The following is a 22,284-nucleotide window of genomic DNA, read 5'->3' on the forward strand; positions in this document are numbered from 1 at the left end:
CTTTTAGCCTGCATAGTTAAACATTTCATTGATTCGCTCTTCTAATGTTGGCATTACTACTTCACCAAATAATGCATAAAGTCCAGCAAGGAGCAATGCTCCCAAAACTACGGCAATTAAAATCTTAACAGCTGTATCAATATATCCTTCTCCACGGTTATTACTAACTGCTACCTTTGCTGCAACAGCCTTTCTTGTTATAAATTCATTTGCTTTTCTTAAGATATTTTTCATCCTGTTTCCTCCATTATTTTTATTTAACTTTCTTTAAATACTCATATTAATATCTTGTATCTGACTCTTTCCTTCAAAATCAATTTCTTTAAATCCAAAACGATCTACATAATAAAACTCACTGCCATTGTCATCATATAGCTCAACTACATCAGACATTGACAGTGAGTGACCAGTAAACCCATGAGGATGATTTAGATTAAACTTTGAATAGATAGATTCTAAATCATTTGTTTCTATTTCTCCTTCATATACAAGCTCATAGTTATTTTTATCTGGCTCTCCAAAGTTTTCTTTAAGTTCCTCATATCCTATAAACTTACATTCAGGACTTATATCAGCTCTTAGCTGCCAGATACGACAGTCTTTAAGAGGTACTGGTCTTTCATTATTAATAAGGAGTACACCTTCTTTTGAAAGTCTTTCAAATACACCCTCTGTCCATTTTGGTTTAAGTTTACGGTTACTAAGCCACTGACTGAATTCTTCATTTTGAAATATAGGATCTACTATTGCAGTATCATCTTCCACATATCCTGACGGATTTCCATAATAAAATATACATCCATTTTTTAGTTCAATTCCTGTCATGATTTACCTCCCATCATTTAATCTCCATAGACAATATCCTCCATCATAATCCTTTCTTCTAATTCTCTGATGCAGATACCTGACATCTCAAAGATATCAATAACAAACTTTGGTACATCGGCTATATCATAGTCATAATCTGCCTTCATCACTATAATTTCACCACTGTCTTCCTCAGTACAAGCACAAAGTTTTGCATCCTTTGGAATACCAGCTTCTTCAAGAAGATAATCTGGGACAATAATCTCATCAAATTCTTCAAATCTCTCACAGTAGGAGCAATCATGACATCTCCCACAAATCCCTGCTAGATGAACGATTAATTCTTCCGAGAGATTTTTAAGCCCTTCTGCCACCTTTATAAGCTCCATTGCATTCATCGTTGTTTTCATAGCTACAACAGCATTCTCTAAGGTGTTAAATTCAATTTCTTCACACCCTGTAAGGTCTGCTGCATTAAGTATTTCATTTGGTAAACTAATGTTGTTGTCTAAAGATTCTTTAATCATTTTCATTATAAAATTCCTCCTTGTTTTCCTATTCCATTTTTCATTTCAAATAAATTAATTTGTGATGGAGAATTTATCTCCCTTTCGTGCATATCATAATTTGCCACCAGTATTTCAGGGAACTGGGCACCATTATCGTAGCGTTGTTTGATATTATTGATACGAGTATAGCTTTCAATCTGAATGTTAGGTGCATCATATAGCTCTCTGATAAAAGAACAATCATTGTAGGAAAGTAAGAACTTTCCCTCAATGCCCATTAAGGTATCTCGGAGTCTTATATGATCTTCTTTCTTAAATCCATCTTCACCAACATTTTTATAATACTTTTCTGTTTCAAAATACGGTGGATCTGCATAGAAAAAGCTGACAGGGCGGTCATATTGCCTTATCAGCTTTTCAAAATCTTTATTTTCAATCACTACTTTGCTAAGTCTTCTATGTGCCTGTTCAATTAAAGGAAAGTTGCCCCACATATCATGGGGTTGACTCCCATAGCTAGTAAGGCCTGATGCATAACTATAGCGAATCAATTGATAAAAATATGAGGCTCTTATTACATCACTTGTAGGACTGTCTCTTGCAACTGACTCCTTTACTATGTTAAAATCCTCTCGGGAATTTAACACAAAATATAGTGCATCTATTAATTCGTTTGGTTTCTCCCTTACACAGCGATAGAGGTTCGTTAAAAGACCATTAAAATCGTTATATACTTCAAAATCATTGCCTGGTGGCTTATGAAATAGTACCCATCCACCTCCTCCAAACACTTCTATATATCGTTCATAATATAAAGGAAAGAGAGATACAATTAATTCTCTTAAAGATTTCTTACCACCTATCCAGCTCATAAAACTATTAATACTTCATCACCTCTCTCTTACCTCTTTATCAAGGTCTAATCTCATTTGTCCGTTTGCATCTGGAAAATGCTCCAAAGCTTTGACTAGCCCTCTCTTTGCTTTTGCAATTTCTCTAATTCGACTTGTCATCTGACCTATACTTGCAAGCAGTTCCTTTCTATCAGCAGCATAATAATATCCATTGTCACCACTGCATATGGGATTGCCATCATTTCTTAACTGATTGACAACTTTCCTAACAGTTCTTGAACTGATGCAAAATCTACTTTGCAGATATGCACTGGGGACTGCCTTAGAGGTCCCTGTATGATACTCTTTAATATAAAATAAAAAATCATGTTCCACCTCCTCGCCTCCTTTCTCATGCCATGTTTCATAACACTGTGGATATGATTGTTTTTTGGCAACAAAAAAAGGCCGACTGCTATGCTGTAAATTACAGCAAACAATCGGCCTTATCTGTTTTTAGGTATTAAAAAAACACGGACATATTCCGTGCTACCTTAGTACACCAAGTTCTCTTAATAGCTTGATGCTATCTCTTATTCCTTCCATATAAATAAATTTTTGCATCTCCCTTTCTATAAATTGGGATATATCTTTATAGTCTTCAATCTGCCTCCTTACTTCTTTTGGGATATTAGTATTTTCATATAGCTTAATACTTAATTCCTTTACTGCTTCAACACCTTGTTTTACTTCCTCATTTTCCTTAATCAATAGAAAGTATGCTACTTCTAATCTCTCATTTACTGCATTGTTAAGTATCTCAGTGATATCTTCCATGATGCCACCCCCTTCAAGCACCACAATATATCACAAGTTGTTGAACATATCTATTAGAATATTTACTATTCCATTGATATTTTCATACTATCTGGCTCTTTACTAAATTCATAGCGAAACTCTTCCCCATTTGACTTTATAAATCCATTCTTACATGGCTCTAACCCTCTCTTTTCAATCTCTGTTTTTGCATATAGAGTATAATCAAAGTTGTCTCCAAGTATGGTATCAGGTTCTACAATGCCATTCTTACTTGCAAGGATCTTTCCATACCTTTCAAGATTATCTTCCTTAGGAGCAAAATCATAGCAGTTTAGATTCTGCGAAATATCAAGGGCAAGGTCAAGTCTTGTGCAGCCTTCAAGCTCCATTGCTGACTCTAAATGCTCTGTAAAGAAAGCTCTCCCTTGTCCTTGCTCATCGCAAACATATCCAAAGTTATTACCATCAGAGATTAATTCTTCTATGGAGTCATATTGTTCTGCCAGTTCTCTAATATTAGGGAATACACACTTTGCATCTAATAAAGCACATCTACTCCACTTATTTGTACCAAGTGCATCTAAGGCTATTGCCATTTCATCAGGTTCTAAACTAGAAAATTCATAGTCAGGCAAGTTTATCCATACACCTTCAGGATAATCTTTACTTCCCACTTTAATTTTTACAGTCCAATCATCCCCTGTCATCTCATCTAAATTTGTGCCATCATAGATTTGTTTGAGACTATTTCTTTGATATACATAGCCTTTATCCATAAATACCCCATTGAAATCTTCATGGTATTCACTACCAAGCTGCTTGATTTTAATAAAGGGAAGTATATCATCAGATGCACATTCCTTATGTCTTGCCACATATTCACCAAGAGATTTGTTGTCGATGGCTTTATAATGAAAATCAAATTTGCTCAACTGCTCTGTCAGATTAATTAAATCTGGTGCAGTTTTTACAGTTATAATCTTAATAGCACCTTCTAAAATATATTGTTCTTTGACTGACATTTCAGTAAATAGCTTATCAAGATATGCCTTTTCCTTTTCTGTGCCTTCAAGGTCTTTACATAGATAATTTAAGTTTTTCAATAAAACACGTCCTTTCTTTTTCATTTCATAAATGATAGTGGAATTAATTGATTTAGCATGGTAAAATGTATGTAATAAAATTTACCAATAAAATATTAGTGTATCAAAGTTCAGTAGTTTCTTGTGGTAACTGTTTTACTTAATAACATCTAAATTGAAAGGAAAATAATTTATGAAGAATGTGAAGATAATATCTTTAATTTTATTAGCAGTTTGCGTTATGATTACTGCCGATTTAGGCTATAATTTTCTCTCTAGTTTAATTCCAGAGTTGAATGATGGAATTGCTATAAGAGGTATATTAGCTCCTTTAATATTTGGCGATAGAAATTGGTCAACAGCAAACTTTTTTAATGTATTTTCTATCTCCCTTTGGATTACATTAGGGATTTTTATAGAAAATATACTTTTATCAATTTTTACTATTAAAAGGCAACACATAATAAAATGAATACTTTGCCTTATGCAATAAAACTAACTATGCCAATTTATTCTACTATTTAGAGTGGTTTGGCATCTTATTTTTTAGTTCGTTCTCATCTCCGTTCATTTTTACTAATCAATTAATTTGTTTCTGAAATAATTCTCATAAACTCATTCCTCCCATACCTTGTGATTGCTCTTTTGAAGGCTCATCTGACTCTTTCATCTCTTCTTCCTGCGGACGAGATAACACTTTGAAATTATCTTCTCCAGGAATAAGACCAAGACCTCTACCATTATCCCATTTCATGTGTATGGTTCCAATGTCATCTACCCCTATTACTGTTCCCTTTGTACCTTTTTCAACACCTTGCACATCATCCATTGTTGAAATTAATTCAATTCGTGTGCCTACAGGATAGCCGTTCTTAATTCTTTCTACCTGATTCCTATTATTCAAATTTCATGCCTCCCATTTTTTGATTTTCTTCTATACCCATTTCTTCAGCTGTTTTAATAAACCAGTTATCGCTGTTCCAAAAGCTAACATATATATCTCCCATTTCAGTACTAATTTCTCTCTGCTCAAAACACTCTGACCAGCCATCAGATGCCTGACCAGTTATATTATCTTTAATCTTTTCAAGCTCCTTTGGAGTCAATTCGTCATTTAAAGTAAGAACAGCTACCCCCATTAGTTCTCCTTCTACGAGTTCAACAGAAAACACATACTTTGATACTTTTGCATTCACACTGTCATGGTCATCATAATATCTCATCAGACCTCTTTGATCTTCTTCTGGAAGATTGTTTTCTTCTATTTCCTTTAGGATTACATCTAGATATTCAACTACTTCAGCATTTGAAATTTCCTGTGGTTCATTTGCATATTCTTTATAACCATATTCATTTTCTATATCATAGGTAGTTATTCTAAGAGGCATATACAGTTTTAAGGTTTTCAATTCTTCTTGTTCAGGAAATACCATTCCTAGACTTTCAAACAATAAATTGGCAAGTTTTTGATTATATCCATGGTAAGTGATATATCCTTTCTCTGAAAACGCTCCAAATTCATGTGCCATTTTCTCCTGTCCATATCTTTTAAAATCAATGTATTCTTCAAGATTTGAATCATATTCAAAATGACCTGAGTCACAAATCATATATCTGCCATAGCTTTCTACGCTATGGATACCATCAAATAGTTCAAATTCATACATAGAGTCTGCTAGTGCAAAGATTTCATCAACAGTTCGAGGTTTAACATAGTCCATAAGTTTTTCAAAATATTCTATATCTCGGTTACCCATTTCCTTATAGTACTTTGCTAAATTATTTAAATTGTCTATCTTAACTAATGGTGTTTTATCATCAGAAACAATTTCCAATATTTTTTCAGAGAAGTTATGGCTATCAATTGTAACTTCACAATCATGTAAGTAAGGTGTTTCCAATCTCATCAGTGCCTTTTCAATTTCAACATCAGAACAAGGAAGATAGATAAATTCATTCGCACCTTTTGAGGTAAGCTGTATTGTTGCCACAGTTTCTTTCCAATGATATGGTGGAAGCTGCTTGCCATTATATATTTGCTCTGGTACATTTGAATTTTTATATAAGACTCCATAAGGAGTAATTCTAGAATTAGGATTGTTTTTTATTACCTCCATTGCAAAGGCTCCACCATCAAGTTCTTCTAATTCTCTAGTAGCTACTGCTTGCTTTTCTGATAGATATAAATCCTTTCCTACAGTTTCCAGATTATTAAAGTCACTTACAAGGCTATAGCAATGAGTATTAAAGCTCAGATTGATTAACTCTGCTATTGTTTTGGAATTTTCTGCAAAGGCTGAAGCAAAAAACACTTTTCTTTCCTTTGTATCGAAACTATCCATCCTCTTAAATAAGAAATTTAATTCATCGATATTGCACTCTTTACCTTTTAGAACTTCATTGATATCTGGATCATAAACTACTTCTTCAATATAGCAGTTGGGAACAGTTGAATTTTCAAGCTCCAGCTGATTATATACCTTTGATATTTCATTTTCCTCATAAGGGAAATTAAACATAAATGACTCATCTTCTTTTCTGTCGATTCTTTTTAATCTAATTAGCATATCTCTCCTCCATCCTATCTTTTAATTGAAAACACATCTGCACCATACTTTGCAATTAATGATGCGTTGATTATTATCTTAAATCCAGTATCATCAATGAGTTCTCTATCTGCTATCTCGCTGATCTTTATATATTCTTTTCCTATCGATATAGTTTTTGCTGTTTGGTATAGGGCATAGCCTTCTGTACTGATTTGTCTAAGATGTATCTGTGAAAAATCAAATCCATTTAAGCAGACTGCATTCTCCGAGATATTCCACAGTACCTCATCAGCAGTAAGAAGAAATATTACTGCAAGGTAGCTTGGTGACCTTTCCCATATTTCAATATCTTGCATACAATGTAGTTGATAAAATCTTTCCTTGTGGTTATGATTTAAAAATAGTTCACCAGTAAATCTATTGCTAAGTAATTTTAATCTTTCTTTTAGAGAATAATTTTTTATTCTTCCAAAGCAATCTGTTATCAGATCTATATATTCAACTTCATCTGCCTCTAGTTTTTCTTTGAAACAAAAGCAGTCATTAGGTTTACCTCTGCTTTTAACATTTTTTACACAACCATTACAAATCTTAATACCTCCTTCACAATTAAAATGATTATTAATGACTATTCCACTTCTTCTTTGAGGGAAATTAGGTGCCAGCATCATCAGCTGCTCTACCCCTCCTAGTGATGTACCATACATGAAATATCTTGACATTGTTCTCAGTCCTTTCTTCTTACTTTTGAAATAAAAAAAGGCGAAGACTATCGATCATAAGTTGACCGAAGACTTCGCCTCTTTGGGTTTCTTTATTTAGTTTTAGTTTTAGATTTATATAAAACAAAAACACCAAGATTTTTATATCTCAGTGCTGTTGAAGTTTTTGCATGTTATTGTTAGTATAAAAGATATGACATTTTCTACTAATGGAATATAACCTAATACTTTGGTTAGAAATCAACTATTCTTTTCTGACAATCAAATAATTTGTGTTTTCACAATATTATATTAACATCAGGTAGACCTTTATTTTGATTTCGAATCTGTAAGACTTCAATCTAATCGCATTTGTTAAACCCCATAAATCAAGAGTAGCTACGTTTTTTTCAATTTTAGCCATTTGCACAATAATCATTTTATAGTTAAGCCTTTATCGATAGCTTCCTGAATAATCTTATGACAACAAACTCCCAAGGGATTGTATTCTTTACAATTAGGTTTTTTCATAGCTCCAGTTATCGAATTCACTTCTTTAACTGTCTTCACACCATGCTTAACCACAGCTTCTATTACTTGTTCTTCAGTGACTTTACTGCAATAACAAGAATACTTTGGATTTGCATCTTTCTTAAACCAAATAGGAACACTAACTTGGACTTTTAAGAATTTTATTCCATTATCAACGTTGTAGTAGGCAACATCACAGTCTTCATTCATACAAATCCTATAATTATCTCCCCAGACTGCCTTGCGGTTATCATCTGTCACCAAGTGTTCAACGGTTATCCTACTAACTGTTACTCCTTCATTATTACAGACAGGGCAACTCTCCTTTGTTTTATTTAAATTTTGTGTGGTGCATTCACAGCAACATTCATCAATAACTTTCAATTACATAACCTCCATATCTTTTAAACCATCTAATTCAAGGTCATATACCAACCAATTTTCATTTATAGTTTTAAATTTCTGCCCTTGTGCAGGCTTCCATTGTCTTAGGCCTTAATTTTCATTTGCCTTTAAAAAGTTTCATTTTGTAATTTATACCCCTTGATTGTCTCATCAATTATCGGTATCAAACAAGGGGGGTGAATAGGAAAAATAGTTTATAGATTCTTTACATTCAAAGCTCTAAAAGCATTTAATACTGCGATGATAGTTACACCTACATCTGCAAATATAGCTGCCCACATAGTAGTTATTCCAAAAGCACTCAAAATAAGAACAATTATTTTTATTCCAATTGCAAATACTATGTTTTGATGTGCAATTTTTAGTGTCTTTTTAGAAATCTTCATTGCAGTAGCAATTTTCGATGGCTCATCAGTCATAATTACAATATCAGCAGCTTCAATGGCCGCATCAGAACCTAAACCACCCATTGCTATTCCAATGTCTGCACGAGCTAATACAGGCGCATCATTGATTCCGTCACCAACAAAAGCAAGTTTACCTTTTGTAGATTTTTGCGAAAATAATTCTTCTAGTTTTTCAACTTTGTCTGCTGGCAACAGTTCTGCATAAACCTTATCAACACCAAGCTCTTTAGCAACCTTTGAACCAACACTTTTATTATCACCTGTCAACATAACTATTTGTTTAATATTAGCTGCCTTAAGTTCCTTGATTGCTTGTGCTGAATCTGGCTTTACCTCATCGGCAATTACAATGTAACCTATATATTTGTTATTAACAGCAACATGTACAGCAGTACCGATCAGCTCTCCCTTGAAATAAGGGATATCCATCATTTTCATAAGTTTGATATTTCCTGCCATAACCTTTTTGCCATCTACTGTTGCAATAACACCATGACCTGATATCTCTTCTACATCTGAAATACGTCCATTGTCTATTTCTTTGCCATATGCACGTTTCAGTGAAAGTGAAATCGGATGATTGGAATAGCTTTCCACATATGCAGTTAATTCTAGTAGCTCTTCTTTGGAAACTCCTTCTGGATGAATTTCCTGTACATTAAATACACCTTTCGTTAGTGTTCCAGTTTTATCAAAAACAACAATTTCAGTTTCTGCTAATGCCTCTAAATAGTTACTACCCTTGACTAAAATACCTTTTTTTGAGGCTCCACCTATTCCACCGAAGAAACTCAAAGGAATTGAAATAACTAAAGCACACGGACAGGATACCACAAGGAATGCTAGTGCTCTATATATCCAATCACTAAAAGTCGCCCCGTCTATAACAAGAGGCGGTATAATAGCTAGAAAAACTGCGATTATAACCACAACCGGTGTATAATATCTCGCAAACTTCGTAATAAATTGTTCTGAATTGGATTTTTTACTACTTGCATTTTCAACTAAATCAAGAATTTTACTTACAGTAGATTCTCCAAATTCCTTGGTAACCTCTGCTGTAATAACTCCATTAATGTTGATGCACCCACTTAGGATATCACTTCCAACTTCTACTTCACGAGGAATAGATTCGCCTGTTAGTGCCGATGTATCAATCATTGAACTTCCCTCAATTACCTTGCCATCAAGAGGAATTTTTTCTCCTGCTTTAATTACAATAATATCTCCAATTTGTACTTCATCTGGGTCAACTTTGACAAGTTCATCGCCTTTTTTAACATTTGCATAATCTGGTCGAATATCCATAAGGCTTGCAATTGACTTTCTCGACTTGCCAACTGCATAGCTTTGAAACAGTTCTCCAACTTGATAAAACAGCATAACTGCAACACCTTCAGGATACTCACCAATAAAAAATGCACCAATTGTTGCAATACTCATTAAAAAGTTTTCATCGAAAACTTGACCTTTAAAAATATTTTTTACAGCTCTTTTTACAACATCTCCACCTACAATAATGTAACTTATTATAAAGAGAGCAATCTGTAACCATTCATTATTAAAATTAATAATTGCTGCTGCAACTAACACGGCTGCACCAATTATTATTCGCCACAATCGTTTCTTCATTTTTGCATACCCCCTTATACCCTTTTCATAATAGTATCAGGTTCAATTTTTTTAACTATTTTTTCAGCCTCTGCTATTATTGTAGGCATTTTTTCATCCTCACCATCAATAACAAGTTTTGTGGTCATAAAGTTAACAGTAGCTTCTTTCACTCCATCAAGCTCATTAATAGCCTTTTCCATTTTTGCCGCGCAATTTGCACAATCTAAACCTTCAAGTATAAATTTCTTTTTCATTATTAAATCCTCCTAAATATTATTTGTAATTTTATTTTGAATACTACAAGTCTTTTTCAAATTTTCTTGAAGCATTGCTCATTTGATATGAAGACTTAAATATCTGCCCAAATATCTTCAAAAAATATTCTATTCTACCGCATTACTACTTCTCGTTGATATGAATTAGACCTTGGTCAAATATTTCTCTTACATGATCATCAACTAATGAATAATATACTACTTTGCCTTCTTTTCTGTTTTTCACTAAATTAGCTTGTTTTAAGACTCTCAGCTGATGGGAAATTGCTGATTGTGTCATGTTAAGTAATACAGCGATATCACAAACACACATTTCAGCTTCATGTAAAGCCCATAGTATCCTGATTCGTGTTGAATCTCCAAATACTTTAAATAATTCTGCTAGATCGTAAAGGCTTTCTTCTTGAGGCATTTTATCTCTAACTTGATTTACAATATCCTCATGAATTACATTGCAGTCACATCTTTCAATTAAATTAAATTTTTCAGTCATATTATCACCTCTTTTTTAAACATTTCGTATGAATACTTGAACAAGCATTCATACGTTGTGTATTTATTATATTATTATTTTTCTCATATGTCAATAGTTATATGAGCATTTATTCAAGTGTTTTTTAATAACTGAATTGAAACATCTAAAAACACCTGCTTACGATAATAGTACTATAAAAGGGTGCTTTCAATACAAACGTTTTTTGAAAAATAATTATTGTAGGTTCTAAAATAGTTTGAAATAAAATTTCAAAAAGAATAAAAAACTATAGTGGCAGCTGTTTCAAAACAACTACCACTACATTAGATTAGATTATATAAAATTCTTATCAACCCTGAGGATTATTTCTCCCTCTTTCTGAGCCATCAATTTTTCCACCTTTAGGGTGTCACAACTCAATTTACCCTATGTCATCTATAAATCACCCTAAAAATAGGGGTCAAAAAACGGTGTTTTTAGTCTCGTTTTTTGCTCCAAAATCACCCTCAAACCACTATATGTTGTGGTCAACTTCTACTTTTTGCCTTCTGAACCACAATACGTCATCAGAATTATACTCTCAACGTGGGTTGTCCTCTTGATAGGTACACTTTTTATTCCCAGTCTTTTTCTTCATTTTACTTGGTGGTTTATGCCCATCTATTTTTGTATTTAATCCTGTTTTAAAGATAAAAGTTAGCATATAAGGATCAGGGATTCCATCTTCATTATGTCCTCCTATCACTACCTCTTCGACTACAGTCTTAAACACATCTCCATCAAATTCTGTTAATGGCTCTTTGTTTTTAAATATTTTCTTAAAGTCTGAAAGCCTTTCTTTTATCGCCTTTTCTTCACCTTGGACTGTATCCAATTCTATTCGTTCTGTTTTTAATTCCTTTAAGGTTTTGATTAACTGTCCGTATTTTTCTTCATAAGTTATTTTATCAATCTTATCTTCTAAATGCAAATCTATTAACTTACTTATTTTTATCTCAGTACTGTTAATTTCAGCGTTCAGCTTATTGATACGCTTTTTATTATCCTTTGATTGTAATCCTTCTTCCACATTGTTTAGAAATTCCTCTACCACAGTTTTATTATCCGTACAGAGAATATTGAAAGCCTTAACAAATGCATTCTCAATAATGGTTTCTTCTACTGCTTTACATTCAGGACAGTTCTTCTTGCCTTTGCGAATTGCTGTAACACAGGACCACACATCTTTCTGATTATCACTCCCACTGTGCCACCTTCTCCTTGTGATATTTCCACCACAGTATCCACACTTCAACAAACTGCTAAAGGTATATTTCAGACTGTATTTATTCTGCCTACCTTGATTAAAATTCTTACTTCTTTTGCTTAATATTTCTTGTGCCTTATCAAATTGTTCTCTTGAAATAATTGGTTCATGATGATTCTCTATATAATACTTTTTGGATTCACCAAAATTATCAAGCCTTCGTTTACTAATTGGATCTACGGTAAAGCTTTTTCCCATTAAGATATCACCTTTATATTTTTCGTTTTTAACAATTCCTCGAACAGAAGTATCCACCCACTCTGTATTGCCTTTCTTAGTTACTGCTCCCATAGCAGTAAGTTCCTGTGCTATAACAAAACAACCAACACCCTCTGTATAGCGATCAAATATGTATCTAACAGTTTTTGATTCTTCCTCATTAATGGAAATACTTTTTGATTCCTTATCGTAATCATAGCCTAAACAACCTTGATATCCTACTAGTTCCCCACGTTCCATTTTCATTTCAAGACCCTTTTTGGTATTAGCAGAAAGGGATTCACTTTCCTGCTGTGCAAGGGAACTTAAGATTGTAAGTAGCACTTCTCCATTCATGGTTAAGGTATTGATATTCTCTTTTTCAAAAACAATTGCCACATTCTCATCTTTTAACAGCCTCACATATTTTAAAGTATCCATTGTATTTCTTGCAAACCTTGAAATACTCTTTGTAATAATAATGTCAATTAATCCTTTGCTAGCGTCTGAAATCATCCTTTGAAATTCATCACGATTATCAGATTGAGTTCCTGAAATTCCTGAATCAGCGTAAATATCTACGAATTCCCATTCTTTATTCTGCTTGATAAGGTTTTTATAATGTATCACTTGGGATTTATAGCTGTTCATCTGCTCATCTGAATCAGTACTTACTCTGCAGTAAGCAGCTACACGCATTTTATTAATTAATTTACCTGTTGTTCGATTAATTTTTTCTTTCTGTGCTTCAATAATATGTACTTTACTCATTCTCTCACCAACCTTTCTTTGTACTTTAATCTAACATCACAAGGATTATAGATAGAAGATTTTTCATAGTCAAGCTAATTATCTGACAACTGCTAATAAAGATTGAAACCTATGCTTACCCTATAAAATCATAAGGTAGCACGGATTCTATAGGTTTATTTTATATCATATTTTCTTTTCAAACTTTGTTTGATGCTAGCATGTTCTTTATCTGTGATTAAATCCTTTTTACGTAAGTGATTTAACATTCCTAATTGTGCTGCATATTTTTCTATATTATTTTTTAAAAACTTATAACCATAGGGAGTAAATAAAATTTTAGCAACTGTTTCGATATCACCTTCTCCATGTTTATCTTTTATAATTCTTTTAAATATGTTCCAGAGTTGTCTTAAATTTTCTTTCATTAAATTCCTCCGCTTCTATTTACTGTTGTTTTTTTAAGTATCTAATACAATATCCTTGACCACCTATAGATGTCAGCTATAAATGCCTGTTTTATCGGTTTTTCTATCAGTTCCGACCACCTTGTCCGACACAAACCTCGAAATTCGACCACCTATAGGCAGTTGAAAAACCCACGGCACTGCCGGGGGATGTAGCTGGAAGGTGGAATCTTTTGACCACCTTCCTTTATCCTGCACTAAAATCGATTGGGGGTTTCACTTTTATTTCGGATATTTTATACCTTTGGAGCCAATGCTTAAAATCACAAAGCTCTATTTTTAGGTGTTTTTATAATATCGCCACATTCGCCCCACAAATCATTTTATTGCTCATTAGGTGTTACTCTCCCACTCTTGACTTTACAATTGCACACGAGGGGACACAGAGGCTAATGTCTGCTAGGAAATTATGTTTATTCAATTGTGATTAGCATTTCAGGGTCTAAAGGGTCAACAGGGTCATCGTTTTGAGGACTTAGGGGGTACTCATTTTATCGACCCTATCGTCCCTATTTTTGAAAATTTCAATCAGCCTTTTACCATTGCTCTTACGGATAACAACAGAAATACAGCGTTCTTCAAATTCTAAAGTATTTTGTAATATTCTTTTGGTAAGGGTCTTTGAAGAAATTTTATCGTCCCTGTTTTTAGATAATTCCTCTGCAAGTTCTGTTGGAGTAGATTTATGATATTCTTTATCTTTCATAAAATCAGAAAGAAGAATAACAATATCATCTGCTAGTAAATCATGATTTTCAAAACTATCAGATATTACTTGCCAGATATTATCTTCACCACGTTTTAACTTAATCTCACGATAATCAATATCTCTACCAACACAAGATAGAGTAGCAACTCCACTACCTCTGGTTTCTTCTACTAAGATAAAACTACTGTCCACTGCACCTTGAATTCCTGTAGTGCCTGATATTCGGTTGAATGGATCTTTGTCATATTCTTTTCTCAGATGATGAATCAGTAGAATATCTATCCCATATTTATCTGCTAATTTTTTTAATATGGTTAAGTCGCTATAGTCATTAGCATAATTGTTATCCTTGCTTGTATTTCGTATCATCTGAAGGGTATCGATAATAATTAGAACTGTACCTGGATGCTCTGCTATAAAGGTTACAATTCTTTCTTCTAGCTCACCACCAAGCATAGCATTCTCAGTGCAAAAGTTTACTGTGTCCGTTGCTTCATCTGTAATATCAAATAGTCTGTTTTGTATTCTTATTTGACTATCTTCAAAGCAGAGATATAAAGTGTCTCCCTTCTTTACTTTGTTGCTCCAGACATCTTCTCCTTTTGCTACAGCAACAGATAACCATAGGGCAAGCCATGACTTTCCTACCTTTGGTGAGCCTGCAAGAATATGAAGTCCTTCTGATAGTAGATTTTCAATGATAAAGTTAATGGGTTTCAGTGGTATGGTCATTAATGTTTCACCGTCAATGGTGTTAAATCTTTTTGTCATTTTAAATTCACCTCCTTACTTGTTTCCACATTTAAAGGGTGTTTTTGAAGTCTTGATAATAAATTTTTTTAACACAAAATTATCCCTTCAATGTGTAGGCAACGAAAACGTGTTTTTTAGAACTATTTCTTGAAAATATTTTAAAATATAAAAATACCCCTCAATGTGTAGGCATCGGGAAGGGGATTTTGACAACCATTTTTGAAAAATAATTAAAATATTTTATTTTGGGAATATATTGCAGCTATAAAAGGACAAAAAAACAACCTTGATTCAATTACTATCAAGGTTACTTTACAGAAGAACTTCACTCATTTTTACAGCGAAGTTTATTTGAACTCTTCGGAATTAACGAATAGTTGAACTAGTAAGTAATAGTTACCAGTTCAATTTTATAATATCTATCTCATACATATATCCTATTTTATTAAAATAAAGAGATATTCATGAGCTAAAAGCAAAAAATTTTTCTCAACACTTAATTTAGACCATTTATTTGTTGACTTGCAATTAAACTGCTCCTTTAATATTATTTCCTTAATCTCAAATCCTGATTTCAAAAATATTTCCATTGTTCTAAATCCTAGCGGTATTACTTTGCCGTTCTTCCTCATATCTCCGATTAAAAAAGTACAGTACTTTCCCTTTTTTAAAACTCTTTTACATTCTTCTGCAACATCTATCATAGATTCCAAGAACTTATCTACTGACAACAACGATATATCATTTTCCTGATGCTCACTATATTTTATTACATCTGCATATGGTGGATGCATACAAACCAGATCTATACTTTCATTAGGTATAAAGTCTAGTTTTCTTGCATCTCCTTGTTTAAAATAAACACGTCCACCTTTTTCAAATGAAAACTGACATTTCTTTCTACAACGCTCTAATGCCTCTGCATTAACATCAATACCTATGCAATCTCTACCTAAAAGTTTCGCCTCAACCATAGTTGTTCCACCACCAACAAATTGATCAATAACTAAATCTCCAGGATTTGAATATCTTAAAATAATGTTTCTTGGTACATAAGGTGACCAGTTTCCTCTATAATTCCCATCATGTGTAGCCCAATTCCCACGTTCAGGAAATTTCCACACTGAACTCGTTTCTATTTTAAATTCTAAAGGTTCCCAAATATTCCCATTATTCATTCGCAATCTCCAACATCCAATTAATCCAACCAGTTATTGTCGATGCACGCCTTTTATATGTTTCTTCGCTTTCAACTCTATATAACTGGCACTGTTTCATTATATCAACAATCCTTTGCTTGTTAGGTATTCTCCCTTCTCTCAATGTTATTAAGAAGGTTTCACTAAACGCTTTATGTTCTAATATGCTCTTACAGAACTCTAATTGTCGTTGCCTCCTGGACATATTCATAATCAATTTACCCTTAGAAGTTAATTGATACATCACTTTTAATCCGTCTCTACCTTTTTCCACCAGTCCTAAATATCTACATGCATCTGTATAATAATTAGTTTGCCTAATGTCAAAGGCATATTCCTCTGTCACTTCATCTCGATCCATCGTTGTACTAGAAAGCAATTCACAAACATTAATAACTCGCTTAAAATTATCTGCTTGCGGAAATGGTATCTCAGGTTCTCTAATAATTTGAGTGTTCATAAGCAAGTTTTCAAGATCACTAATGCTGATCTCAATATCTTCTAATATATAATTTTTCTGTTGAACAAGCTCTAATGAATTATATATTTTAGGATTTTTAAATTCGTATTCATATAAGCTGAAAATACCATTTGAATAAACCAAAAAAACAGGTCTAATTTTCTTTGATACTCTTTCAGCCCACACTCTATATGGATAATACAGTTGTCTTACTAAAAAATCTTCCGAAATATCTCTTTTTGCTTCAAGTAACGCAAGCGACTCTACTCCTTCATATGCTGCATCTATTTCTATTTGGGAGTTTATAACTTCAATTGATGCAAGTCTACCACTTTTACTGTTTTTTATATCAAAATCAAAGCGATCAGAGCCCATTCTTCCAGATACAGTTGCAACCAAATTTTCTTCACCCAAAAAATCATTTAAAATTCCAGATGCCAAAGCACAATTAATAGAAATCGCTTCACTTTGAATATTGTTTTTATCTAAACTTTGTATATGTTCCGGCAATGATGCTTGAATCACTTTTGTACTTATGCTTTCAAACTTTTTATATACTTCAAAGTTAGATATTACGTAGTCACCTCTTGAAATTGGTAATATGGCTAATCGATTCTCGGAAAATATTTGTGGCAAATTAATATTATGATCAAATTTTGCCATTAATCTCGGTTCTCTAAACTCTTTAATTTGATTTGCAGAAATAATAAATTTTTCATGCATATCTATCTGATTCAATATATCATATTTACTAAACAACTTTTCCCAAGCATGATCATTTTTACCTTTAGGTTTACTACTCATAGTTTCTAATCACCACCTCATCTACATCACCACGTTTTGACGCAACTGAGTTAATTGCCCTCTTTGCCTTAACAATTTTAATATCATAAGCATTATATTGTTCTTTAATAAAATCTGTTGCAGAATTAGATAACATGAACTTTATTCCACGCGAATCTAATTCATCACAACATTCTCTTAATCTTATCTGTTCATCACGACCAAATCCACCTCTTGTGTAACCGGTAAAACTAGATGTGGCTGATACTGGATCATATGGTGGATCCAAATACACAAAGCTACCCTTTGGAATCTTCTGTAACACTTCCGAATAATCAACATTAGATATGTGGATTTTTGCTTCATTAAAATATCTATTTACTGCAAGTAATGTTGGTGCATTAACAATATTTGGATTTTTATAGTTTCCAAACGGAGAATTAAACTCTCCCGCATTGTTTACCCTAAACAAACCATTAAAACATGTCTTATTCAAAAAAAGCATTCGAGATGCTCGTTCAATATTAGATAATTTCTCGAATGCCTCATGATCTCTATCAAGATCTCGGATTTTATAAAAATATTCTGATTCGTTTTTATGTTGTTGAAGCGAACTTATTAGTTCTTCAACATTATCTCTTATCACTTCATATACATTTATCAATTCACCATTCGCATCATTTATATAAGCTGTGCTTGGTTGTCTATTAAATAACACTGCACCCCCACCAACAAATGGCTCACAATATGTGCTAAATTTATTTGGAAACAATGGTGTTAATTCATCTAATAATTGTCTCTTTCCACCAACCCACTTAACGACTGGGGCAACCATTTTATTCTTTTTCATCTAAACACCATCCTTTTATATTACCTTTAGTTGTTGCTTATATCTTAACATATAGAAATATATTCGTCAAACATATGTTCTCGTTTTGCAATTTTATATACTTTTATTATACCTTCTTACTGAAGTAGTGGCAAATAAAATTTACACCTTCTATCAAAGGCTAAGAAACATCATTATGTCTCTTAGCCTCCTATTCACTATTTCATATATCCAAATATATATATTTCTTTAAACAAGTTGCTCCATAAGTTACTATTTTTAGCTATCACATCTGGATTTTCCGTTTTTTCATCTAATAACATAGAAACTAGCTTTTGACCTATCTTATTCCATACCTCACTAGGTGGACATTGCCAATAATAGCTACCATCATCATTGATCTGTATCAGCGCTCTAAAAGCACCCACCAAAGGGTACATTAATCCTTTTGGAATAATATATTGCAAATCCTGTTGTTTAAAAAATGATTTTCCAACAACTTTATTAGCATCGAACTTTGCATATTTTCTTGTTCCATAACGCTTTCCTGCCTTATTTGAAATACTTGCAAATGATACTTCGATTTCTTCCCACAATTCAAATATGTCCTTAATTATCGGTTGCATATTTCTAATCATCTTCTCACGAGCTTGTTTCTGTAATTTCTCTGTACTACCTCCTGAATACAAAAATTTTCTTAAACTTGCTTCTTTTCCAGAATAACACTGAATTGGCTGAGTTTCAGATAATATTCCATGTGAATTTTTATATGGATAAACCTCTTGACTAAACATCAATAATATTGCTATTATTTCTCGTACATCAATAGTTGAAATATCCACCTCATTGTAATGTTCATTCATTTTGTATTGAATTCTATATGCAAAATCAACTTCAGCAAATGCTTGTTTTATAACTTCAAAGCTATTCTCCAATTCTGCAATAGATTTCAAATCCACTTGCACAGATGTATTTCGTGCCGCTGCCAACTCTACTGGTGTCTCTAAACCCTCAAAGATTTCAAAGAATACATATCTATCATTTGACAATGAATTTTTGCTTTTAGCTTCAAGAATTGCTCTCAGCGTATGTCCACCATCAATATTCCCATGAAGCTCTGGATCATCAAGTGTAATTATCAATTCTTCTGTTTTATTGTTCCATTCTGCTGAACTTGATGACATTAATACACCTCTGTTTAGCTCATGAAAGTTGTCATTTTCTACTAGACTGTTTTTAATTTTTTGCGCAACATTTGTGGACATCTTTTGTTCTCTTGGATTCGTAGCCATCCATTCTTCAATTTCCTGTGGAATGCTACTTGATTGTACATAGCACACATATTTAATATGCTTGCTAGTTTTGTCACTTGGATCATTCATTTTCTTAAATTCTTTTGCTACTAATTTTAATTTTGCCATAACCACATCTCCTTAATATAAAAAAATTCTGTTACTCCACATATGTGAAATTACAGAATATAAGCGTTCAACATCTAAATGCTAATGTTATTTTGTAAGTCCACATCTGCGAAAGATACTGGTAATCTAATGAACAAATTTGTTCATAGACAGTTATATTATAACTCTGTTTCTAAGTTTTTGCAATACACAATTCCATTTTTCAATTAAAAAATATCCAAAATATATCCTCGGTCGAAAATGTAAATTAATTAACCTTATAGTTTAAAGTTATTATGTTATCTCAGGTCACTTGCTTTAATTTTATTTTTCTTGATATTCTCTATGAAAATATAGCCAAAACTACCTGCACTCCCTCACAAATCTCCTTTTCCCTCTTACCTGCTCCAATCGGATTAAAAATCACGTGTTTTTGTTCATAAGTAAATTTTAATATAACATGCCGTTTCCCCTGATATTCAGCCAATTCTACGTCTTTTCCTATCTCTCTATTTTCTGTATTCCTACCACGCACTCCACGTGCCTTGAGAGTACAATAATGATGTCGCAAGTAAATGGGCTTCCCTTGGTGTAAAGGTATGGTTATAGAAGATTCTAACAATTTTCCTACAAATAGCTGACACTATCGTATACTACTCTTAAGTTATACGCAGTGTATCTATTATGATAAAATAGAATTTCAAAAATATGCCCATACAAATTTGTATTTGTTTTCTCCAGCTAAGTTTTATGCTATTGATGCAGATGATTTGTTATCACTTCTACAGTCAATTAAAAAAATTGATTCATTAATCATATTTTCATATCCAGCGTTTACTACTACTTGCTGGGCTTTTCGATATTCACTCTCAGTAAAATAGAATATAGCTACCAGACTTCCATCTGCACAATTAGCAGCTTCATATATCTTAACTTGTGTAAATACATGACTTAGCATCGAATTGCTTGCTAGTTTAAACTCAATAATATTTTGATTGTGTTGCCCCATCGATATAATAAAATCTGCTTGGCCTCTTCCATTATTAGCTTCCGAATCTACTTTGAAATTGCTTCCATACCATACGAAGCGAAATAGCCTTTGTAAATCGTTCTCCTTTGCAATTTGTTCGCCTTTAACATATAAATTCTTATACCCGTCACAATCTTCAATAATATGTTTAAAAAAAGTCAACCTGTTCTTCGCTTCCTCTCTTGCGGACAAATTTTCCTCAAAAGTATATTCATTTGAGATAAAAAGAGAAATCAAATTTTTTGAAGCTACTAAAAGTTTTTCTAGTTGCTTGTTTAGTTCCTGCATACACTGTTTCTTTATTTCATCGGTATTTGCTTCTTGCAACTTGATATAGTAATCATATAATTCTGGATATTCTCCTACAATTTCTTGAAAAGCTTCTTTCTCAATTTTCTGAACTGAGTTTTCTCTAATGGCTCGCCGATTTTTTTTCTGATTTTCTTCATATCGTTGCACAGCTTTCATAATGTAATTATTCACATATGTTCTCAAACTGTCATTTTCAATCACAGCACGAATACGTTCATGACTTTTATAAAAATCATCCCTATTTATTGATGGTTCATCCTCCCTGAGAATATCAAATGGTGTTAATAAAACATATTCAACTTGTCCTTTTTCATCATAAACGAATGGGAGCATAAACTCCTTGCTTACAAAGCTTTCTGTTTCATAATTAAAATATACTTTGTCAACAGGAGTAATACGGCACAAATCGGGATTTATATATTCTTTTGCAAATTCTTCTGTATATTCACAAAGGAATCTTTTTATTAGATTAACAGTTAAGTCACTAATTTTATCTTTTCCACTTCCTTCATAAAGTAACATCGCTTTTTCTATATGTTGACTTTTTGATATGCCATTTGTGTTAATTGCAAACTCAATATTACTATATAAAAAATTGGCAAACTTACTCCCTAAAGCCAGTCCTTTATTTCCAACCAAAGAGTACCCCAACCAATTATTAGGAACCTCACTAAAGTTAAACCACGTATCTATTTCTTTGGAAGATAACCCCTGCTTTGATTTCATATATAAGAAATGGAAATATCGTATGATTTCATGATGTAAAGATTGATATTCAGGCTTATCACTATTAAAAATTAGCATAGGGTCAATAAACAAAGGAATGTCACATACTAGAGAAATATCTACTGCACCATAAGCTTTTACTAAGTCTGTATCAACTTGAAAATGTTCCGAAAAAAACATTATAACCTCCCCTTCCTTTGCCACTGCGATTAATTACACTTAAGCTTTATTACTTACTATTAGTTATAGTAAATTATTATAATATAAAATACTAAATTTCATTTATAAGCAATTATCGACTTCAGATTTTTCTAAAAACTTAATAAGTCATTTCTATCTTAACATTTCACCAATA

24 protein-coding genes are annotated in these 22,284 nt (G+C 32.7%); 1 reads left to right on the forward strand and 23 read right to left on the reverse strand.

Translation table 11 applies throughout. From position 1 onward, the window contains the following. Window positions 1-3: 3 nt before the first annotated feature. The 7 genes from RTW14_RS14490 to RTW14_RS14520 all read right to left on the reverse strand — a co-directional run bounded on the left by RTW14_RS14490 (window position 4) and on the right by RTW14_RS14520 (window position 4,071). Window positions 4-234, reverse strand: a complete 231-nt coding sequence (locus RTW14_RS14490) for a DUF6133 family protein (RefSeq protein WP_312652663.1) — start codon at window positions 232-234, stop codon at window positions 4-6. A gap of 33 nt (window positions 235-267) precedes the next feature. Continuing rightward, entirely contained in the window at window positions 268-825 is a 558-nt protein-coding gene (locus RTW14_RS14495; RefSeq protein WP_312652665.1) for a YodL domain-containing protein, read from the reverse strand. Between the two features lie 17 nt (window positions 826-842). After that, window positions 843-1,340: a hypothetical protein gene (locus RTW14_RS14500; protein WP_312652667.1), complete on the reverse strand. Its 498-nt coding sequence runs from the start codon at window positions 1,338-1,340 to the stop codon at window positions 843-845. Beyond that, window positions 1,340-2,188 (reverse strand): DNA adenine methylase, encoded by an 849-nt coding sequence (locus RTW14_RS14505; protein WP_312652669.1) that lies wholly within the window; start codon window positions 2,186-2,188, stop codon window positions 1,340-1,342. The genes RTW14_RS14500 and RTW14_RS14505 overlap by 1 nt, the downstream gene beginning before the upstream one ends. A gap of 18 nt (window positions 2,189-2,206) precedes the next feature. Then, complete coding sequence (locus tag RTW14_RS14510; protein WP_312652671.1) at window positions 2,207-2,545, reverse strand: hypothetical protein; 339 nt, start codon at window positions 2,543-2,545, stop codon at window positions 2,207-2,209. Window positions 2,546-2,698: 153 nt separating this feature from the next. Beyond that, a complete protein-coding gene (locus tag RTW14_RS14515; RefSeq protein ID WP_312652673.1) occupies window positions 2,699-2,986 on the reverse strand; it encodes a hypothetical protein in 288 nt (95 codons plus the stop codon). Window positions 2,987-3,051: 65 nt separating this feature from the next. Beyond that, window positions 3,052-4,071, reverse strand: a complete 1,020-nt coding sequence (locus RTW14_RS14520; protein ID WP_312652675.1) for a hypothetical protein — start codon at window positions 4,069-4,071, stop codon at window positions 3,052-3,054. Between the two features lie 172 nt (window positions 4,072-4,243). Between RTW14_RS14520 and RTW14_RS14525 the strand changes: the two genes are divergently transcribed. Continuing rightward, window positions 4,244-4,522, forward strand: coding sequence for a hypothetical protein (locus RTW14_RS14525; RefSeq protein ID WP_312652677.1), 279 nt, complete (start codon window positions 4,244-4,246; stop codon window positions 4,520-4,522). Window positions 4,523-4,657: 135 nt separating this feature from the next. Here RTW14_RS14525 and RTW14_RS14530 read toward each other — a convergent pair whose 3' ends face one another. From RTW14_RS14530 to RTW14_RS14605, 16 genes are all read right to left on the reverse strand, one after another. Then, window positions 4,658-4,954: a DUF4314 domain-containing protein gene (locus RTW14_RS14530; protein ID WP_312652679.1), complete on the reverse strand. Its 297-nt coding sequence runs from the start codon at window positions 4,952-4,954 to the stop codon at window positions 4,658-4,660. Further along, window positions 4,947-6,617, reverse strand: coding sequence for an antirestriction protein ArdA (locus RTW14_RS14535; protein WP_312652681.1), 1,671 nt, complete (start codon window positions 6,615-6,617; stop codon window positions 4,947-4,949). Before RTW14_RS14535 ends, RTW14_RS14530 begins: the two co-directional genes overlap by 8 nt. A gap of 14 nt (window positions 6,618-6,631) precedes the next feature. Further along, the gene (locus RTW14_RS14540) at window positions 6,632-7,321 is read right to left on the reverse strand and encodes a hypothetical protein (protein ID WP_312652683.1); all 690 of its coding nucleotides are present in this window, start codon (window positions 7,319-7,321) and stop codon (window positions 6,632-6,634) included. Window positions 7,322-7,735: 414 nt separating this feature from the next. Continuing rightward, window positions 7,736-8,215: a Csac_0668 family 2Fe-2S cluster-binding (seleno)protein gene (locus tag RTW14_RS14545; protein ID WP_111886412.1), complete on the reverse strand. Its 480-nt coding sequence runs from the start codon at window positions 8,213-8,215 to the stop codon at window positions 7,736-7,738. A gap of 215 nt (window positions 8,216-8,430) precedes the next feature. After that, window positions 8,431-10,275 (reverse strand): heavy metal translocating P-type ATPase, encoded by a 1,845-nt coding sequence (locus RTW14_RS14550; RefSeq protein WP_111886411.1) that lies wholly within the window; start codon window positions 10,273-10,275, stop codon window positions 8,431-8,433. Between the two features lie 14 nt (window positions 10,276-10,289). Continuing rightward, window positions 10,290-10,511 (reverse strand): cation transporter, encoded by a 222-nt coding sequence (locus RTW14_RS14555; RefSeq protein WP_111886410.1) that lies wholly within the window; start codon window positions 10,509-10,511, stop codon window positions 10,290-10,292. Window positions 10,512-10,656: 145 nt separating this feature from the next. Beyond that, a complete protein-coding gene (locus RTW14_RS14560; RefSeq protein WP_312652701.1) occupies window positions 10,657-11,025 on the reverse strand; it encodes an ArsR/SmtB family transcription factor in 369 nt (122 codons plus the stop codon). Between the two features lie 562 nt (window positions 11,026-11,587). Further along, entirely contained in the window at window positions 11,588-13,282 is a 1,695-nt protein-coding gene (locus tag RTW14_RS14565; protein ID WP_312652703.1) for a recombinase family protein, read from the reverse strand. 155 nt (window positions 13,283-13,437) lie between these two features. Next, on the reverse strand, window positions 13,438-13,689 hold the full coding sequence (locus tag RTW14_RS14570) for a hypothetical protein (protein ID WP_312652705.1): 252 nt from the start codon (window positions 13,687-13,689) through the stop codon (window positions 13,438-13,440). A 514-nt stretch (window positions 13,690-14,203) separates the two neighbouring features. Beyond that, on the reverse strand, window positions 14,204-15,208 hold the full coding sequence (locus tag RTW14_RS14575; protein WP_312652707.1) for an AAA family ATPase: 1,005 nt from the start codon (window positions 15,206-15,208) through the stop codon (window positions 14,204-14,206). Window positions 15,209-15,627: 419 nt separating this feature from the next. Continuing rightward, window positions 15,628-16,368 carry a TRM11 family SAM-dependent methyltransferase gene (locus RTW14_RS14580; RefSeq protein WP_312652709.1) on the reverse strand — a complete coding sequence of 247 codons (741 nt, stop codon included), beginning with the start codon at window positions 16,366-16,368 and terminating at the stop codon, window positions 15,628-15,630. After that, window positions 16,361-17,653: a type II restriction enzyme gene (locus RTW14_RS14585; protein ID WP_312652711.1), complete on the reverse strand. Its 1,293-nt coding sequence runs from the start codon at window positions 17,651-17,653 to the stop codon at window positions 16,361-16,363. Before RTW14_RS14585 ends, RTW14_RS14580 begins: the two co-directional genes overlap by 8 nt. Further along, window positions 17,646-18,482 (reverse strand): DNA adenine methylase, encoded by an 837-nt coding sequence (locus RTW14_RS14590; RefSeq protein ID WP_312652713.1) that lies wholly within the window; start codon window positions 18,480-18,482, stop codon window positions 17,646-17,648. Before RTW14_RS14590 ends, RTW14_RS14585 begins: the two co-directional genes overlap by 8 nt. A 197-nt stretch (window positions 18,483-18,679) precedes the next feature. Beyond that, the gene (locus tag RTW14_RS14595) at window positions 18,680-19,882 is read right to left on the reverse strand and encodes an AIPR family protein (RefSeq protein ID WP_312652715.1); all 1,203 of its coding nucleotides are present in this window, start codon (window positions 19,880-19,882) and stop codon (window positions 18,680-18,682) included. 322 nt (window positions 19,883-20,204) lie between these two features. Beyond that, window positions 20,205-20,432 (reverse strand): hypothetical protein, encoded by a 228-nt coding sequence (locus RTW14_RS14600; protein WP_312652717.1) that lies wholly within the window; start codon window positions 20,430-20,432, stop codon window positions 20,205-20,207. A gap of 177 nt (window positions 20,433-20,609) precedes the next feature. Then, on the reverse strand, window positions 20,610-22,109 hold the full coding sequence (locus RTW14_RS14605; RefSeq protein WP_312652719.1) for a hypothetical protein: 1,500 nt from the start codon (window positions 22,107-22,109) through the stop codon (window positions 20,610-20,612). Between the last annotated feature and the right edge of the window lie 175 nt (window positions 22,110-22,284).

This window comes from Aminipila sp. (genome assembly GCF_032051575.1).
In the GTDB taxonomy this organism is placed as follows: Bacteria; Bacillota; Clostridia; order Peptostreptococcales; family Anaerovoracaceae; genus Aminipila.

What these genes read in the sequence shown, in the direction of transcription:
- RTW14_RS14550 (WP_111886411.1), bottom strand. Translation starts at nt 10,275, where the DNA reads ATGAAGAAACGATTGTGGCGAATAATAATTGGTGCAGCCGTGTTAGTT.
- RTW14_RS14565 (WP_312652703.1), bottom strand. Translation starts at nt 13,282, where the DNA reads ATGAGTAAAGTACATATTATTGAAGCACAGAAAGAAAAAATTAATCGA.
- RTW14_RS14535 (WP_312652681.1), bottom strand. Translation starts at nt 6,617, where the DNA reads ATGCTAATTAGATTAAAAAGAATCGACAGAAAAGAAGATGAGTCATTT.
- RTW14_RS14555 (WP_111886410.1), bottom strand. Translation starts at nt 10,511, where the DNA reads ATGAAAAAGAAATTTATACTTGAAGGTTTAGATTGTGCAAATTGCGCG.
- RTW14_RS14495 (WP_312652665.1), bottom strand. Translation starts at nt 825, where the DNA reads ATGACAGGAATTGAACTAAAAAATGGATGTATATTTTATTATGGAAAT.
- RTW14_RS14570 (WP_312652705.1), bottom strand. Translation starts at nt 13,689, where the DNA reads ATGAAAGAAAATTTAAGACAACTCTGGAACATATTTAAAAGAATTATA.
- RTW14_RS14525 (WP_312652677.1), top strand. Translation starts at nt 4,244, where the DNA reads ATGAAGAATGTGAAGATAATATCTTTAATTTTATTAGCAGTTTGCGTT.
- RTW14_RS14575 (WP_312652707.1), bottom strand. Translation starts at nt 15,208, where the DNA reads ATGACAAAAAGATTTAACACCATTGACGGTGAAACATTAATGACCATA.
- RTW14_RS14500 (WP_312652667.1), bottom strand. Translation starts at nt 1,340, where the DNA reads ATGAAAATGATTAAAGAATCTTTAGACAACAACATTAGTTTACCAAAT.
- RTW14_RS14590 (WP_312652713.1), bottom strand. Translation starts at nt 18,482, where the DNA reads ATGAAAAAGAATAAAATGGTTGCCCCAGTCGTTAAGTGGGTTGGTGGA.
- RTW14_RS14490 (WP_312652663.1), bottom strand. Translation starts at nt 234, where the DNA reads ATGAAAAATATCTTAAGAAAAGCAAATGAATTTATAACAAGAAAGGCT.
- RTW14_RS14595 (WP_312652715.1), bottom strand. Translation starts at nt 19,882, where the DNA reads ATGGCAAAATTAAAATTAGTAGCAAAAGAATTTAAGAAAATGAATGAT.
- RTW14_RS14605 (WP_312652719.1), bottom strand. Translation starts at nt 22,109, where the DNA reads ATGTTTTTTTCGGAACATTTTCAAGTTGATACAGACTTAGTAAAAGCT.
- RTW14_RS14505 (WP_312652669.1), bottom strand. Translation starts at nt 2,188, where the DNA reads ATGAGCTGGATAGGTGGTAAGAAATCTTTAAGAGAATTAATTGTATCT.
- RTW14_RS14585 (WP_312652711.1), bottom strand. Translation starts at nt 17,653, where the DNA reads ATGAGTAGTAAACCTAAAGGTAAAAATGATCATGCTTGGGAAAAGTTG.
- RTW14_RS14515 (WP_312652673.1), bottom strand. Translation starts at nt 2,986, where the DNA reads ATGGAAGATATCACTGAGATACTTAACAATGCAGTAAATGAGAGATTA.
- RTW14_RS14580 (WP_312652709.1), bottom strand. Translation starts at nt 16,368, where the DNA reads ATGAATAATGGGAATATTTGGGAACCTTTAGAATTTAAAATAGAAACG.
- RTW14_RS14540 (WP_312652683.1), bottom strand. Translation starts at nt 7,321, where the DNA reads ATGTCAAGATATTTCATGTATGGTACATCACTAGGAGGGGTAGAGCAG.
- RTW14_RS14560 (WP_312652701.1), bottom strand. Translation starts at nt 11,025, where the DNA reads ATGACTGAAAAATTTAATTTAATTGAAAGATGTGACTGCAATGTAATT.